Consider the following 16,157-nt stretch of genomic DNA (forward strand, 5'->3'; position numbering starts at 1 on the left):
GATTTAAATTGCCCCACCTCCTTTATTTCAGCAGGCGCGAGCGGTCGAAGACGCAGGTGAAGGTCGAGCCGACGCCGGCCTCGCTCTCGATGCGCAGTTCGGCGCCATGCAGGTTCAGCACGTGCTTGACGATGGACAGGCCAAGACCGGTACCGCCGCTGGCGCGAGAGCGGCTCGACGACACCCGGTAGAAGCGCTCGGTCAGGCGCGAGAGATGCTCAGCCGGAATGCCGTAGCCGGTGTCGGTGACGGAATATTCGGCGCCAGCGGCGGTGCGCCGCCAGCGGATGGCGATCGCACCGCCATCCGGCGTGTAGCGAACCGCGTTGCTGACCAGATTGCCGAAGGCGCTGTGCAGATCCTTTGAAGAGCCCAGCAGATCGCAGTGTGCTGCGTCCTCCAGCGTGATGCGGTGGCGGCCATGACTGAGCGCCTCGGCTTCGCGGCGCAGCGAGAGCAGCAGCGGCTGCATGGCCACGCGCTCCTCGGGCAGGCGCCGCTCCATCTCCAGCCGCGACAAGGCCAGCAGGTCCTCGACGATTTGCCGCATACGCTGCGATTGCGCGCGCATCTCGCCAAGCACCGGCGCCAGCGCAGGCACATCCTCGGGATCAAGCAGCTCCAGGTAACCATGGATCACGGTGAGCGGTGTGCGCAACTCGTGCGAGACGTTGGCCACGAAGTCGCGGCGCACCTGCTCCAGGCGCGCCAGCCGGCTGATGTCACGGGCCAGCAACAAGCGCTGGTGCCGCCCGTAGGGCATCATGGTGACCTGCAGATGCATGGTCGTGTCGGCCGGTGCGGGAATGTCCTCGACCGGTTCGACCCCGCCTCCCTCGAGCCAGTCGCCAAGTTTGTGACCGGTAAAATGGCTGGCCAGGATCACCCCGCGATCGCGTGGCCAGGCCAAGGCCAGCAGCCGCTCCGCGGAACGGTTGCACCAGCGGACGCCGCCATGGGCATCCAGCAGGACCAGCGCATCCGGCAAGCTGGCCGCGGCATCGCGCACGTCGTGCAGCTCCTCCAACAGGCGCTGGGCGCGCAGTTCCATCTTCATGCCTTGACTGACAGCCGGTAGCCGGTGCCGCGCACCGTCTGCAGCAGGTGGTCCAGGCCGTGCGGTTCCAAGGTCTTGCGCAGGCGGCGCACGTGCACGTCGACGGTGCGCTCCTCGACGTAGACATTGCCGCCCCACACATGATCGAGCAACTGCGCGCGGGAATACACTCGCTCGGCATGGGTCAGGAAGAAATGCAGCAGCCGGTATTCAGTAGGCCCGATCGAGACCAGCTCATCCCCAGCGTAAACGCGCTGCCCTGGCGCGTCGATGCGCAGGCCACCAACCTCGATCGACCCGGTACCGTCGTCGCCCTGGCTGCGCCGCAGCACGGCCCGGATCCGCGCGATGAGCTCGCGGGTCGAGAACGGCTTGACCACATAGTCGTCCACCCCGGCCTCCAGGCCGTTGACCCGGTCGATCTCCTCGCCGCGCGCAGTCAGCATGATGATCGGCACCTCGGCGCTCGCCGCGTCCTGGCGCAGGCGCCTGGCCAGATCTAGGCCACTCATGCCGGGCAGCATCCAGTCCAGCAGGATCAGGTCGGGTGGCGCATCGGCAATCGCGACCAGCGCCTCGCGGGCATCGGCGGCCTGGGCCACGGCCATGTCCGCCTTGCGCAGGGCGAACGCCACCATCTCGCGAATGGAAGCTTCGTCTTCAACGATGAGGATGCGCTTCTGCATGGGCGGGACTGTGGCAGCAACGTGACACGATTATTGCAACATGCGGATGTGACAGGGCCATGACAAAGGGAACATGGCAAAGGAAATAAAGGGGCGGGCAACACGTGGCAACTTGTTGCCCCGCCCCCTTTATTTCGCCACGAGGGCGGCACGGATCGAGCGCAGCTTGGCCTTCACCTTGGCCTCGTTGGCCGGCCCAAGCCGCAGCAGCAGCTTTTGTCCGGTCGAGCGCGACTCCAGGGCGGCGTCGGTATACACGTAGTAGGCCTTGCTTGCCCGCAGCACGGCCGGCTGTGCCGGCTCGGGCGCGGCGAGCAAATCGTCAAGCGCCGCGAGCAGGCGGTCGTTGAATGACGCCTTGGGGTAGCCCAACTGCCGATAGGCTTCCTGGAACAACGCATAATCGCGCCGGTACCAGTCGACCAGTGCTTGCGCATCGGTGTTTTCCACCAGGGTTACGTAGGGCGCGTAGCGGGCAGCGTTTTCCGTCGCCATGACCCTGCCGCCGTTCGTCTCGGTCGTGAGGAACGCACCCTTCGGCGGCTGTGCCGGCAGGATGGTCGGGCCGAGGCCTGCATGCCGCGGCAAGGCGTCGATGGTAGCCACGATCCGGGGAATGATCTGGCGCGGAACCAGCAAGCCACCCAGCTCGCCCCCGGCAAGTGCGGTCAATGCAGCGGCCGCCTCGGCGTCACTGTCACCCAGCGCAGGCAACGTCGCCGTCGACGCGGCAGCGACACCGGCTCGCGACGCCTCCGGCGGAAGCCGCGAGGACGATGCGCTGGCCTGATCTGCCGTTGCCGTCGAAGTCGCCTGTTGGTCGGATGCCGGATGCAGCGCCCGGCGCACCAGGAACACGCCGGCGACGATGACCACCACCAGGATGACCGCCGCGGCGATCCAGCTGGTCGCTGCTTTCGCCTTGTTCATGTGGGTACCGACCCTCCGCATGGATAAGGAAAAGGGGACGTGGCAAATCAAGTAGCTTCTAGATTCGCCACGTCCCCTTTTACCACGCCCCCTTTATACCTTATGCGAACGGGTGCTCCAGCGAAGGGCTCTGCGGCGTGAACAGGCGCGCACCGCCCGCGGTGATGTACATGTCGTCCTCGAGCCGCACGCCGAATTCCTCCGGAATGTAGATGCCCGGTTCGTCGCTAAAGGTCATGCCTGACTCGATCTTGCGCGTGTTGCCACGCACCAGGTAGTACCACTCGTGTCCCCGCATGCCGATGCCGTGGCCAAGGCGGTGGCCGAAGTATTTGTAGTCGGGGCCGTAGCCGGCGTCGACGATGACCTTGCGCGCGGCGGCGTCCACCGATTCCATGGTGGCGCCAGGATGCGCGGCCCGCAGCGCAGCAGCCTGGGCCCGGTGCACGATGTCGAACACCTTCTTCATCTTGTCGCTGGGCTTGCCGAGGGTAAACGTACGCGTGATGTCGCTCTGGTAACCGTGCACAGTGCAACCGCCATCCATCATCAGCGGAGTGCCATCGACGATCTTCTGCGGCATGATCGAGCCATGCGGCAGCGCCGTGTACTTGCCGACGTTGATGCCCGCGCCGCCGGTGACGCCCTGGCGCTCGTAGGCGGCCGCCAGCCATGCCGCCACATCCTGCTGGGTCATGCCGGGTTGCAGGCCCAGATAGATGGCGTGGTACGCCGCCAGGGTCGCGTCGTTGGCAACCTGCATCAACGCCAGTTCGGCAGGGCTCTTGATCGCGCGGCAGCCCGCGGTGACGGGGATGGCGGAGACCAGGCGCGCCTGCGGCAACGCCTCGCCGATGCGCGACGAGCGGAAATACGGCACCTGCTCCTCGATGCCCAGCGTGCCGGTCGAAACGTGCAGGTCGGCCATGACCTGCGCCAGCCGCTGGTACGGATCCTCGTGCTCCTGCCACACCCGTACGTCGTGGCCAAACTTGATCTGCTCGCGGGCGCGGCTCTCTTCGAACGCCGGCGTGATGTAGATGGGGTCGCCTGACTTCGGCAGCACGAAACCCATGAGGCGCTCGCTGGTGAACCAGTGCATGCCGGTGAAATATTCCATCGAGGCGCCGCCATCCACGTACATGGCGTCGATCTTGTTCCCGGCCATCAGCCGTTGCGCCTTCGCCAGGCGCTGCTTGCGTTCGGCATCGGTGATCGGCACGGCCTTGTCCATGACCGGCTTGAGCGAAAGGATGGAAGCCGGCAGCTTCGCACCGGCGCCGGCGGGCTCCGCCGCCATGAGCTTGCCGCCCAGCATGACCGCGGGCACCGCGGCCAGGCCAAGCGCGGAAGTCTTCAGGAAATTACGGCGGCTTGGGCGTATTGAATCGTTCGTATCCATGCGTCGTTCCTCTGCTGGTGGGCGTAAGGGAAGTTCTGAACAACTCGCTCTTGATCGTCATTCCCGCGAAGGCGGGGCTCTCAACAGACGAACGTCTGGTCATCCAGTGTCCTTGAATTCAGCACCTGACCTCACTGGATCCCCGCTTCCGCGGGGATGACGGCAATTATTCAGACCGTCCCCTTTATCTGCTTATTGCGGGTCGGGGACTTTCGGCAACATATAAGCCTTGTGCAAGGCATCGATGTATTCGGTCTTCAAGCCCTGGATGGTCTGGAACTCATGTTTGACCGTCTCGCGATAATCGGCGTGCGTGGCAAAGTCGTACAGCAGCGCGGTCATGGCCTGGGCATCGACGACGAAACCGTCATGCCCCACGGAACTTAACGCGTCGGCTTCCATCTCGTAGGTGTGGTTCGGCGCATTGGACGTCTTGGCCGAGAAGCCCACGCCCGGGATGGCGCTGGAGACGCTGCCGGTTTCCTCGTAGCCCTGTGGCTTGCCTGGCGCCGCCTCGACATCGGTTGCGCCGTATTTCTTCATATAGGCAAACGCGACCTCGGCCAGCGAGCCGACGCTGATGCCGTCGCGGTCCTCGCCATATCGGTCAATCTTCACCTTGGTGCCGGTCGAGAGCGCCGCTGCCTTGGCCGCGTTGTCGACGATGTCCTGGATCTGGGCCAGGTACACCTCGTCCGGATAGCGCACGTAGAAATCAGCCACGGTCTTGTCCGGCACCACGTTTGGTGCCGCGCCACCTTCGGTGATCACGCCCTGGATGCGCGTTTCCGGGCGCATGTTGCTGCGCATGCCGTCGATGTTGCTGAAGAGCTGCATGACCGCGGTCAAGGCGTTGCGCCCGTTCCACGCCGCGAGCTGGTGTGCCGGTGCGCCGCTGAAGGTGTACTTGACGCCATTGATGTTCATGCAGCAGGTGCCGAAGCCGGCCGCCGGACGGCTGGTGCGACTGGTCGAGTGGCTGCGCACCAGGATGTCGGCGCCGTCGAAGACCTTGGCCTTCAGCATGTCGGTCTTGGCATTGGGCGGCATCATTTCCTCGCCCGGCGTGCCATAGACGGTCACCGTGCCCGGCGTCCCGGACTTGGTCAGGAACTCGGACACCGCCACGGCCGCGGCCAGCCCAATCGGACCCTGGGTGCTGTGCTGGTCGCCGTGGAACGCGCCCTTGGTGCCACGCAAGGCGTCATACTCGACGATGATGCCAAGGTTCGGTCCGGCCGTGCCCTTCTTGTAGCGGGCCACGAACGCGGTTGGCATTCCGGCGACATCCGTGGTCACCTCAAAGCCGTGCTTCTTGAGCCAGTCGGTGAGCAATTTCACCGAGCGCGTTTCCTTGAAGCCGATTTCCGGATGCTTGGTGATGTCATCGCCCATCGCCAACAGTTCGGTATCCATCAGTTGCTTGGCGCGCGCCACCACTTGGTCGCGCTGGACGTTCGGGCCGGTGAGCTTGGCTGCCAACGCCGGCAGGTCGAGGGATGTCTGCAGTGCGTCCAGCTTCGTCACCACATCGGCGGCGGCAATCCGTTCGGTGGGCGTTTCCTGGGCGAACAGAACACATGGTGCCAACAGGCCGAAAACGACAGCAGAAGCTCGGAGTGATATGCGCATGGACATCCCCTGGATGGATAAGGCACTGGATCGACGATTGAAACCCCACGGGCCTGCAGTCGAATCCACATGGCAGTATGGAGTGGCGCAGGTAGTCCTTGGATTCAACTCGAACGCAGGCAGGGTGTCAACCAGCGCCGCGTACACTGGCCGTGGCGGCCGCACCATGTAGCGAGGCTCGCCTCCGGACGCCCAAAACCTCCGGCCTCGGGGTCGCGGCAAACTCCAAGGCAGGTGCTTTCCGGGCGCATGTGGCGGCCCAGTCGATGGCATACTTTGGCGACAGGGACACTACCGCACCGGGACACGCCGCCAGCATCGGAACAATCCGGATCGGCCTCGAAGCACGCGCGCTCGCGCACGAACCTCGACATCGCAGGAGACAGCAGATGAACATACACGGCCGCGCCACGCGGGCACGTATCGCCCTGTTCCTCGCCCTCACCCTCGTGGTCCCGGCATGGCCAGCCATGGCCCAGGTGGACCCCGGGCTGTACAGCGCGCTCGACTGGCGGCTGATCGGGCCATTTCGTGGCGGGCGCATTGGCGCCGTCGTTGGCATTCCCGACCAGCCCAACGTGTTCTACATGAGCGCCGACAACGGCGGGGTATGGAAGACCACCGACGCCGGCGCCACCTGGAAGGCGTCATTCACCGCCGACGAGAACAACTCCATCGGCTCGATCGCGATTGCGCCCTCCGATCCGAACGTCGTCTACGCCGGTTCCGGCGAGGCCACGCAACGGCCGGACCTGTCTACCGGCGACGGCCTGTACCGATCCGGTGACGCCGGCAAGACCTGGCAGCACCTGGGCTTGCGCGACGGCCAGCAAATCCCGGCGATCGCCGTCGACCCGCATGACGCAAACCGGCTGTTTGTCGCCGTGCTCGGCCATCCCTACGGCCCGAACGCCGAGCGTGGCATCTTCCGCTCCACCGATGGCGGCAGGACCTTCCAGAAGGTGCTGTACAAGGGCCCGGACGTCGGCGCGGCGCAGGTCGTGCTGGATCCGGCCGATCCGGACACGGTGTATGCGGTGCTCTGGGCGAGCCGGGTCTCGCCGTGGCGCTGGCAGATTCACCAGGGCGTGGACGGCAGCGGCGTGTTCAAGTCGACCGACGGCGGCGCCACCTGGAAGCAGGTCGGCAAGGGCCTGCCGACCGTCGCCCAGGGGCTGGGGAGGATCTGGCTCGGCATCGCGCCGAGCGCACCCAGCCGCGTTTATGCCAGCGTCGGCGCTTCCTCCGCTCAGCGTGGGCTCTATCTCTCCGACGATGCGGGGCTGAGCTTTCGTCCCGTCAACCACGATCCGCGCAATGCCGGCGGCTGGATCACCGTCGCCCCAAACAATCCCGACGAGATCTACGTGAGCTCCACCGCCTGGTACCACTCGACCGACGCCGGCAAGAGCTACACCACGCTGCGCGGCGCCCCCGGCGGCAACGACTACCACCACACCTGGATCAACCCGGCCAACCCCGGGATCATGGCGGTCGGGGTCGACCAGGGCGCGACGATCACCGTCAACGGCGGCAAGACCTGGAGCACCTGGTACAACCAGCCGCTCGCCCAGTCCTACCACGTCGCCACCGACAACCAGTTCCCTTACCGCGTCTACAGCTCGCAGCAGGACACCGGCTCGTTGGCCATCACCAGCCGCAGCAATGACGGCCAGATCACGTTCCGCGACTGGCATCCGGTAGGTGGCGAGGAATATGCCTATATCGCCCCCGACCCGCTCGACCCCAACATCACCTATTCCAGCCGCGTGGTGCGCTACGACTGGCGGACCGGCGAAAGCCAGCAAGTGGGCCCGCAGGTGGCGCTCTTCACCGGCAAGTACCGCTTCAACCGTACCGCGCCCCTGCTGTTCTCGCCGGCCGATCCGCACGTGCTCTACCTGGGCTCGAACGTCCTGTTCAAGACCACGGACGGCGGCCACAGCTGGCAGACGATCAGCCCTGACCTGTCCCGGCCCAATCCCGGCATACCGGCAAACCTGAAGCCGTTTGCCGCGCACGAGAACCCGCTCGACCACCGTGGCGTGATCTACAGCATCGGACCCTCGTTCAAGGACGCCAATACGATCTGGGCCGGCACCGACGACGGGCTCATCTGGCTCACCCGGGACGGCGGCAAGCATTGGCAGGACGTCACCCCAAAGGGCATGACTTCGTGGAGCAAGGTGACCCAGCTGGTGGCCTCGCACTACGACGAGCAGACCGCGTATGCCTCGGTCAGCCGCTTCCGCCTCGACGACCTCAAGCCCTACATCTACCGCACGCATGACGGTGGCAAGACCTGGCAGTTGATCGTGAACGGGCTGCCGGACAATGCCTCGGCCAACGTCGTGCGCGAGGATCCGGTACAGAAAGGCCTGCTGTTTGCCGGCACCGAGCGCGCGGTGTGGTTCTCGGCCGACGATGGCGCGCATTGGCAATCGCTGCAGCAAAACCTGCCGCAGACGTCCATGCGCGACCTGGTGATCCACGACAACGACATCGTGCTTGGCACCCACGGCCGCGCCCTGTGGATCCTCGACGACATCAGTCCGCTGCGCCAGCTCGCCGCCGCGAAGGCGGCCACGGGGGCCTACCTGTACCAACCCGCCGCGGCCTACCAGCTGCCGCGCAATGCCTATTCCGATACCCAGCTGGAGCCTGAATTCCCGGCCGGACAAAACCCGCCCAGCGGTGCCATCATCGACTACCTGCTGAAGCCCGGCACGACCGGCCCGGTGACTCTGGACATCCTGGATGCCGGGGGCAAGATCGTTCGCCACTTCAGCTCCACCGACCAGCCACCCACGGTCGACCCCAACGAAATCAACTTCCCCACCTATTGGCTGCGCGCACCACAGATCCTGTCGGCGCAGCCGGGCATGCACCGTTTCGTGTGGGACCTGCTGTATCCCTCGCCGCCCTCGCTGGAGCCGCATGCGCCCATGGGTGTGATCTACCGCGACACGCCGATGGGGCTCACCGGCGTGCCGGCATTGCCCGGGCAGTACACGGTCAAGCTCACCGCCGGCGGGCAGACCTTGACCCGCTCGCTGACCGTCCGCGCCGACCCGCGCGTCGACAAGCCCATGGCCGGTCTCGAACAACAGTTCCAGCTCGGCATGCAACTCAGCGCCGACATCGCACGCACCTACACGGCGCTGAAGCAGGCCAACGGCAAGGAGAACCCGGAGCTGCGCAAGTTGAACGGCGAGTTGATTGCGCAATACAACTCGCTGTACGGCGGCGCCTATGGCGGCGAAGGCGACAACCCTTCCACCACGGCCACGCCGACCACCCAGCAGGTTGCCGCCGTGGCCGAACTCAGGCAGCGCGTGGACGCCATGCTGGGCCAATAGGCCGGCCAGCCACGACCACGGTGCACGGCAGGGTCGCCGTGTACCGTGGCGCCAATGGGGCATACCATTGAGGGCTATTCCCCACCGGGCGGAGCCATCGTGGATCGGCGTGATTTCCTCAAAAGCACCGGGTTGGCCGCGCTCGCGGCCGGCGTCCCATTGACGTCGTCCACGGCAGCCGGGCGCATGGTGGCGCCCAAAGAAATTCCGCTCACGGCCGCCGAACGCGCCGCGAAGTCCGACTACAGCTTGCGCATCGCCAGCGGCATCCTGGAGCTCGGCCCCAAGCGCTTCGTCTCCACCACCCTGTACAACGGCGACTTCCCTGGCCCGCTGCTGCGCTTCAAGGAAGGCCAGCGCGCCATCGTCGACGTCTTCAACGACACCGACATCGCCGAACAGGTGCATTGGCACGGCCAACATCTTCCAGACAGCGTGGACGGCGCGTTCGAGGAGCACACCCCGCCCGTACCCGCGAACGGCCATCGCCGCCTGGTCTTTACGCCCACGCCTTCGGGCCTGCGCTACTACCATACCCACGTGCGCGCGGGCATCGACCTCGCGCGCGGGTTGTACACGGGCCTCGCCGGCCCCGTGTACATCGAGCCGAGGCACGATCCGGGCGCCTACGACCGCGAGGTGTTCCTGACCCTCAAGGAATTCCAGCCCTACCTCAACCGGGTCGACATGGACAGTCCGTTCATGGCGCCGGACGGCATGGACATCGACCTGGTCGGCATCGCCGCCAAGGCCGATGCCGACGCCGGCTCGGTGCCACCGGGCTATGAGCTCAACTACGAAGCGTTCGCCATTAACGGCAAGATGCTCGGCGAGGGCGAGCCAATCAAGGTCAGGCGCGGCGAGCGCGTGCTGCTCCACGTCATCAACGCGAGCGCCACCGAAAATTACAGCCTCGCCCTGCCCGGGCATGCCTTCAAGGTGATAGCGCTGGATGGCAATCCGGTGCCGACGCCGGCGGAGGTGCCGGTACTGTGGCTGGGCACCGCCGAGCGCGTTTCCGCCATCGTGGAAATGAACCGCCCGGGCGTGTGGGTGCTTGGCGACACGATCGATGCCAACCGCGAAGCTGGCATGGGTATCGTCGTCGAATATGCTGGCGCCGGCGGCAAGCCGCAGTGGCAGGCGCCCCCGGCGGGGTTCAGGTGGGACTACCGGCGCTTTGCCGGTCCACCCCGCAAGCCAGTCAAGCCCGACGAGATCATCGACCTGCTGATCACCGCCCGGCAGAGCGCGGGCGAAGGTTTCGACCTGTGGTCCATCAACGGCGTGCCCTACGACGAGAAAACCATGCCGGTGACACGCAGGCTCAGGCTCGGCGGCCGCTACCGGCTGCGCCTGCGCAATGCCAGCGACGACATCCATCCGTTGCACCTGCACCGCCACAGCTTCGAGATCGTGAGCGTGATGGGCCAGCCCACGGGCGGGGTAATGAAGGACGTGGTCCTGGTACCTGGTTTCCAGACCACCGAGGTCGACTTCACCGCCGACCAGCCCGGCCTGAGCCTGTTTCACTGCCACATGCAAAGCCACATGGACTACGGCTTCATGGCGCTGTTCGAGACGGTGTAACACCGCGGCTTCGCCGTCGTCCCCTCCCCGTCGTCGTCCCCTCCCCGTCGTCATCCCCTCCCCGTCGTCATCCCCGCGAAAGCGGGAAGAGCTTTTCAACAGACGAAGGTCTGGTCATCCAGTGCTTTCATGTGATCCGTAAGAGCCAAAGCACTGGATTGCCGCTTTCGCGGGAATGACGACGTAGAGACGTAGAGACGTAGAGACGTGGCAGCATGGCGGTGTGGCGGATCCACTGGGCATCCCCGAGCCGACGGGTGATGCCCCGGCCGGCACAGCCGATCAGCCGTGCCAGTCGCGCTCAGTCGTGTTTGGGAAGGGCCACCTGCACAGGTTGGCCACCGCCGGGCACCACGGTAATGGTGATGCTCGAGGGATACTCGCCGCTGTGGTGCACCGCGTTGTGCGCCACCACCCATTTGGTCTCGTCGTAGTTGTTGCCGCCAGTGTTGAGGTTGCGGTCGAAGCGCGGGAAATTGCTGCTGGAGATCGCCACGCGCAACTTGTGCCCGGCGGCAAAGTAGTTGCTGGTGTCAATCGGCTGGAATGTCACCTTGTACACCTTGTCCGGCGACATCCACGCCAGCGGCTGGTCGTAGCCGTCGCGGTAGCGCATGCGCTGGATGTTCTCGGTAATGTTGTAGGCCTTGCCGTCCGGATGGACGTCCATCACCTTGAACGTGAAGTCGGTGTCCTTGGCGCTGGAGGACACATACAGCGTCACCGTGATCGGCCCACTGACCTCGACACCTTGCTTGAACGGCTCGCTGTCGTAGACCAGGATGTCGTTGCGGGTTTCGTGCCCGCTCTGGTCGTAGGAACCGAACTTCACCGCATTGCCCTGGCAGCAGCCACCGCCACCGAACGTCGGCACCGGATTACCCGGATCGTAGATGAAGGAATCGGGTTGGTCCGTCACCGCTGGCGCCGTTGCCAGTGCGCCGTCGCCGTACAAGGTGTTTGCGTGGCCCTTGCTGGTGAAGTAGAAGCTCTGCGTGGTGGCGCCGGCCGGCGGCCAGGTCGGCGACTGCTTCCACTTGTTTTCGCCCATGACGTAGTACAGCACCTTGGGCTGCTTCTGCAGGATGCCGTTGTCCTCGCCCTTGAGGAAGTGATCGAACCAGCCGTACATCAGTCCGTTGAAGTCCATGCGCGCATCGCCCACGTCCAGGTCGCCGATCATCGTGTGCTCGGTGGCGCGGGTATACGCACAATGCAGCACCGGGGAAATGACGAGGTATTGCTGATCGGCGATCGCCTTCGGCGCGGTGCGTCGCACCTCGTTGTAGGCGGCCAGGTTCGGCGACACACCGACGTCAAACCAGCTCACGAACCAGAGGCCCGGCTTGCTCACCCGCATGCTCTCGTTCCACAGCCCGCCACGGGTCCAGGCCGGGCTGTTTGGTGTGCGCGCAATCATGTTGCCGCCGGTGGCAACCGGCATGACCGTGTCGAAGATGCCCGGCGGACCGCCGACCGCGCGCAGTATGTCTTTTTCCGGCAGATGCCGGAACGCCTTGTCCCAGTCCACCGGCGGCATCTGCGGCGCCAGGTCGAATGCCTTGGACACCCGGATCAGGTGCGCCTGCGAGGCGTCGGCGGGAAACATCGGCCGCACCTGGTTCTGCTGGCCATACAGCCAGTCGATAAAGAGCATCTGCACCGCGCCGCCGCGATACCAGTTGCCCTGCTCCCAATACGGGCCGACCTTGCCCACGCCGGCGCCAAAGCCCTGCACGTTGAACGTGGCCAAGCCCGGATCATTCTGTGCCACCACGGCCAACTGCCACTCCGCGGTGGAGGAACAGCCGGTCGTGCCGACCTTGCCGTTCGACCAGGGCTGCGAGGACATCCATTTGATCTCATCGGAACCATCGGAAAGCGGCGGGCCGAGAATGTCGTACTCGCCTTGCGAGAAGAAGTGCCCACGCTCGTTGATCTGCACGTAGGCGTAGCCGCGCTTCACGGCCTCGAGTTCGCGGCTCATGTCGCGCGGGGCGCCCAGCTTCACGTCCCAGTAATTGAAGTTGTATGGCGTGCGCACGAAGATGATCGGCACCCTGCCGGCAGCGTTCTTCGGCCGGTAGATGTCGGCCGCCATCAGCTTGCCGTCGCGCATCTTGACCATGACCTTGCGGTCGATGACGGCCACCTGCTCGAGCTGCTGCTCGATGCTGTTGCGCTGGGCAATCAGCGCTTCCTCCGGCGTGAGCCGCTGCTGCGCGATGACCGGGCTGGCCAGCAGCAGCGAAAGTCCAAACGGCGCCACGGCGCTGGCTGCCGTTGCCGCAAGTCGAGTCAAACGCATGGCAATCCCCTCAAGCCGAACCAGTTGGCGCGGTGCAAGCAATGCGCGCACACCAAGCCCCGATCGTAAGACCTCGCCGCGTGGTGTAAAAGGGGACGGGGCTGTAAGTTGCGACTTACAGCCTCCCCTCACCTGCCTGGTGCATGCATGACCGTGACCCCCACTGCCCTGCGCTACCTCGCCTTGGGCGATTCCTACACCTGCGGCGAAGGCGTAGCCCCCGCCGAGCGGTGGCCGGAACAATTGGCCTGCCGCTTGCGCGCCGAATCGCAGGCGATCAGCGAAGTCCGCATCGTGGCACGCACTGGCTGGACCACGCAGGAATTGGCTGCCGGCATCGAGCAGGCGGACCTGCAACCACCCTACGGCCTGGTCTCGCTGCAGATCGGCGTGAACGACCAGTATCGCGGCCAATCCCCGGAGTCATACCGGGTTTCGCTGCGCGCCTTGCTCGCGCATGCGCGCGAGCTGGCCGGTGGGCATGCCGGCCGGGTGATCGTGCCCTCGATTCCCGATTGGGGCCACACGCCCTATGCCCGCCAGCAACAACGTGACCCCGCGCAGGTTGCGCGCGAATTGGACGCCTATAACGCCGTGGCCCGGGATGAGGCCGCACGCGCCGGCGCGCCATGGATCGACATCACGCCGCTGTCCCGGCAGGCCACGCCTGGTTGGATCGGCACTGACGGCCTGCATCCGACGGGCGCGCAGTATGCGGCCTGGGCCGCGCCAATTGCGGCTGCCGCCCGCACCGCGCTCGGCTGAACCCGCGTTTCATGCGGGAGCCGCAAGACGGCAGGGCGGCAGCGTATCATTGAGCTTATTTGCCGGAGCTCGACATGCCCCTGGATAGCACCACGCGCGAACGTATTGAGACCCTGCTGCATGAACACCCGGTCGTCCTGTTCATGAAGGGCGACCGCCAGCAGCCAATGTGCGGTTTTTCCCTGGCCGCCACCAATACCCTCAATGAACTCTTGCCCGACTACCACACCGTCAACGTGCTCGAGGATGCCGAGATTCGCCAGGGCATCAAGGAGTACGGCGACTGGCCCACGATTCCCCAGCTTTACGTAGGGGGCGAGCTGGTCGGCGGCGCGGACATCATCCAGCAGATGTACACCAGCGGCGAGCTGCATGCCTTGTTTGGCCTGCCCGCGCCGGACCGCACCGCGCCGGAAATCACCATCACCGATGCCGCCGCCGAAGCCATCCGCGACGCGACCACGAACGCCGAGGGTGCCGCCCTGCACCTGGAGATCGGCCCGGACCACAGCGCGGGCTTCCAGCTTGCGCCGGCTGACGAGCACGACATCGTCGCCCACGCCAACGGCCTGGAGGTGCACTTCGATCCGGCCAGCGCCAAGCGCGCCCGCGGCATCGTCATCGACTGGGTCGCCACCGTGCAGGGGGAGGGCCTCAGCCTGACCTTCCCTGGCGCGCAAACGATCAAGGCCATGAGCGTGCAACAACTGCAAGCCCGGCTGGCCGCCCAGGACATCACGCTCATCGACGTGCGGCCCGCCGCCGCCCGCGCCCTGGCCGCCCCCCTGGCGGCGGCACGCATCCTGGACGAAGAGGGTTACGAAAGCCTGGCCAGCCTGCCGAAGGACACCGCGCTGGCCTTCATCTGCCATACCGGGGTGTCAAGCAAGAGCGTGGCGCAACGCTTTGCCGCCCACGGTTTCAGCAACGTGGCGAACGTCGAGGGCGGCATGGATGCGTGGTCGGTCGGGATCGACCCGAGCGTGCCGCGCTACTGAGCGTCTCAGCCCACTGGCATGGGGACGCGGCTGGCGGCGTTGAAGTCGCCTATCGCGCCAACCAGCTCGGTGATCGCGCCTTGCTCGGCCACCGTCATGTCCGGGTTCCAGCAATCGAGGATCAGCACCACGCGGGTCTCGCCGCTGCGGTTCCACGCCTCGTGCTCCATGGTGTCGTCAAACGTCACTGCGCGTCCCTCTTGCCAGGCGTGAATCTCGCCGCCCACGCGAATGGCACAATCCGGCGGCACGATGAGCGGTAGATGCGTGACCAGGCGGGTATTGGTGACCCCACGGTGCAGCAGGATGTGCGAGCCCGGGCGCAGCACCGAGAACAGCGCTTCGGGCGCATGCGCGCGGACGCGCACCAGCGGCAAATCGTGCAGGAGCGCCGCGGTGTGCGGGCACCGTTGCAGGTGCTCGTCGAAGCGCTCGCCGTGGCGGAAAAAGAAAAACGCGTCCCACGAAGCCGGCGTCCCACCCGAGCCCTTGAGCAGGCCGGGCAGGTCACCCGCCGGACCGCCCAGGAACGACTCCAGGTCGTTTTCCCCTTCCAGCAGCACCCGGCGCAGTTCCTCGCGGACGATGTCGGTGCTGGCTTCCAGTTGCTCGTACCACGGAAAGTTCTCGCGGGCGTAATAGGTCCGGCTTGGCACCCCGGGGAAGTACAGGAACTTCGGCTTTTGCCGCGGATCGGGAATGTTCGCCGGCTGCTCGCCGAGATAGATGGCCAGCGCCTGGTCGACGCGCGCCATCTCCGCACGTCCATAGCGCTCGCGCAGCGGCTCCATGGTCTGCTCGAACAACGCGTGGCGCCCGACATCGACGTAGCGGATGGCGTGCTTGACCGCCTCGCGGATACCGGGAGCGGTCGTGTCCTCGCTCAACCAGCGCCCCTGGTCCTGGGCCACGTTGATCGCCCCGAAATACTCCACCAGCGCCTGGTGCGATTCGCCCAACTGTTCGAGCACCGTGCCCAGGCGCAGGCGCGCGACAAACATCTGCGGGCCAAGCTGCAACGCCTGGCGCAAGCTGTCCGCGGCCCCGCGCAGGTCGCCATCCATCATCTGCGAAGCCCCCAGCTGATGCCAGGTCCCAGCCACGTCCGGGTGCGCCTTGGCCGCCACCCGCAACATCTCGACCGCGCGATGGGCAAAGCCTCGTACCAGTTGCAGATGGGCCAGGTATTGCAGCGCTTCGACGTCCCCGGGCTCACTGTCGAGAACCCGCGCATACGCGGACTCCGCCAGGGCTTCGTCCCCGTGCTGCACGGCGAAGCGCGCACGCGCGCGGAAATCGACCGGTTGCGGATTTGCTTCAATGGCCATGGCGATACCGTGATGGACTGCGTAACTGGTGACTGACCGGCATAATACGCGATGCCGCACTGCGCCAGGCTTCCGCTGACCATATGCGTGCACCGCGCAGCC

The 16,157-nt window shown here is 65.7% G+C and carries 11 protein-coding genes; 4 read left to right on the forward strand and 7 right to left on the reverse strand.

What is annotated here, in order from left to right; translation table 11 throughout:
• Nucleotides 1–22 precede the first annotated feature (22 nt).
• From phoR to AC3WJB_RS00740, 5 genes are all read right to left on the reverse strand, one after another.
• On the reverse strand, nucleotides 23–1,057 hold the full coding sequence (gene phoR / locus AC3WJB_RS00720; RefSeq protein ID WP_492677711.1) for a phosphate regulon sensor histidine kinase PhoR: 1,035 nt from the start codon (nucleotides 1,055–1,057) through the stop codon (nucleotides 23–25).
• Nucleotides 1,054–1,743 (reverse strand): phosphate regulon transcriptional regulator PhoB, encoded by a 690-nt coding sequence (gene phoB / locus AC3WJB_RS00725; protein ID WP_492677713.1) that lies wholly within the window; start codon nucleotides 1,741–1,743, stop codon nucleotides 1,054–1,056. Before phoB ends, phoR begins: the two co-directional genes overlap by 4 nt.
• Nucleotides 1,744–1,872: 129 nt before the next feature.
• The gene (locus AC3WJB_RS00730; protein ID WP_492677715.1) at nucleotides 1,873–2,673 is read right to left on the reverse strand and encodes a DUF3014 domain-containing protein; all 801 of its coding nucleotides are present in this window, start codon (nucleotides 2,671–2,673) and stop codon (nucleotides 1,873–1,875) included.
• Nucleotides 2,674–2,773: 100 nt separating this feature from the next.
• Complete coding sequence (locus AC3WJB_RS00735) at nucleotides 2,774–4,075, reverse strand: M24 family metallopeptidase (protein ID WP_492677717.1); 1,302 nt, start codon at nucleotides 4,073–4,075, stop codon at nucleotides 2,774–2,776.
• A 192-nt stretch (nucleotides 4,076–4,267) separates the two neighbouring features.
• Nucleotides 4,268–5,707, reverse strand: coding sequence for a peptidase dimerization domain-containing protein (locus AC3WJB_RS00740; RefSeq protein WP_492677719.1), 1,440 nt, complete (start codon nucleotides 5,705–5,707; stop codon nucleotides 4,268–4,270).
• Nucleotides 5,708–6,096: 389 nt separating this feature from the next.
• On the opposite strand from AC3WJB_RS00740, the gene AC3WJB_RS00745 reads away from it, so the two are divergent.
• Nucleotides 6,097–9,066 (forward strand): WD40/YVTN/BNR-like repeat-containing protein, encoded by a 2,970-nt coding sequence (locus AC3WJB_RS00745; RefSeq protein WP_492677721.1) that lies wholly within the window; start codon nucleotides 6,097–6,099, stop codon nucleotides 9,064–9,066.
• Nucleotides 9,067–9,165: 99 nt separating this feature from the next.
• On the forward strand, nucleotides 9,166–10,656 hold the full coding sequence (locus AC3WJB_RS00750; protein ID WP_492677723.1) for a multicopper oxidase family protein: 1,491 nt from the start codon (nucleotides 9,166–9,168) through the stop codon (nucleotides 10,654–10,656).
• Between the two features lie 301 nt (nucleotides 10,657–10,957).
• On the opposite strand, the gene AC3WJB_RS00755 is transcribed toward AC3WJB_RS00750, so the two are convergent.
• Nucleotides 10,958–12,964, reverse strand: coding sequence for a CocE/NonD family hydrolase (locus AC3WJB_RS00755; RefSeq protein WP_492677725.1), 2,007 nt, complete (start codon nucleotides 12,962–12,964; stop codon nucleotides 10,958–10,960).
• A 147-nt stretch (nucleotides 12,965–13,111) separates the two neighbouring features.
• On the opposite strand from AC3WJB_RS00755, the gene AC3WJB_RS00760 reads away from it, so the two are divergent.
• Nucleotides 13,112–13,729, forward strand: coding sequence for an SGNH/GDSL hydrolase family protein (locus tag AC3WJB_RS00760; protein WP_492677727.1), 618 nt, complete (start codon nucleotides 13,112–13,114; stop codon nucleotides 13,727–13,729).
• 74 nt (nucleotides 13,730–13,803) lie between these two features.
• Nucleotides 13,804–14,727, forward strand: a complete 924-nt coding sequence (grxD, locus tag AC3WJB_RS00765) for a Grx4 family monothiol glutaredoxin (RefSeq protein ID WP_492677729.1) — start codon at nucleotides 13,804–13,806, stop codon at nucleotides 14,725–14,727.
• Nucleotides 14,728–14,732: 5 nt separating this feature from the next.
• Here the strand turns inward: grxD and AC3WJB_RS00770 are convergent, their stop codons facing one another.
• A complete protein-coding gene (locus AC3WJB_RS00770) occupies nucleotides 14,733–16,055 on the reverse strand; it encodes an aspartyl/asparaginyl beta-hydroxylase domain-containing protein (protein WP_492677731.1) in 1,323 nt (440 codons plus the stop codon).
• Nucleotides 16,056–16,157 lie beyond the last annotated feature (102 nt).

The sequence above is a fragment of the Rhodanobacter sp. FW510-R10 genome, assembly GCF_058781105.1.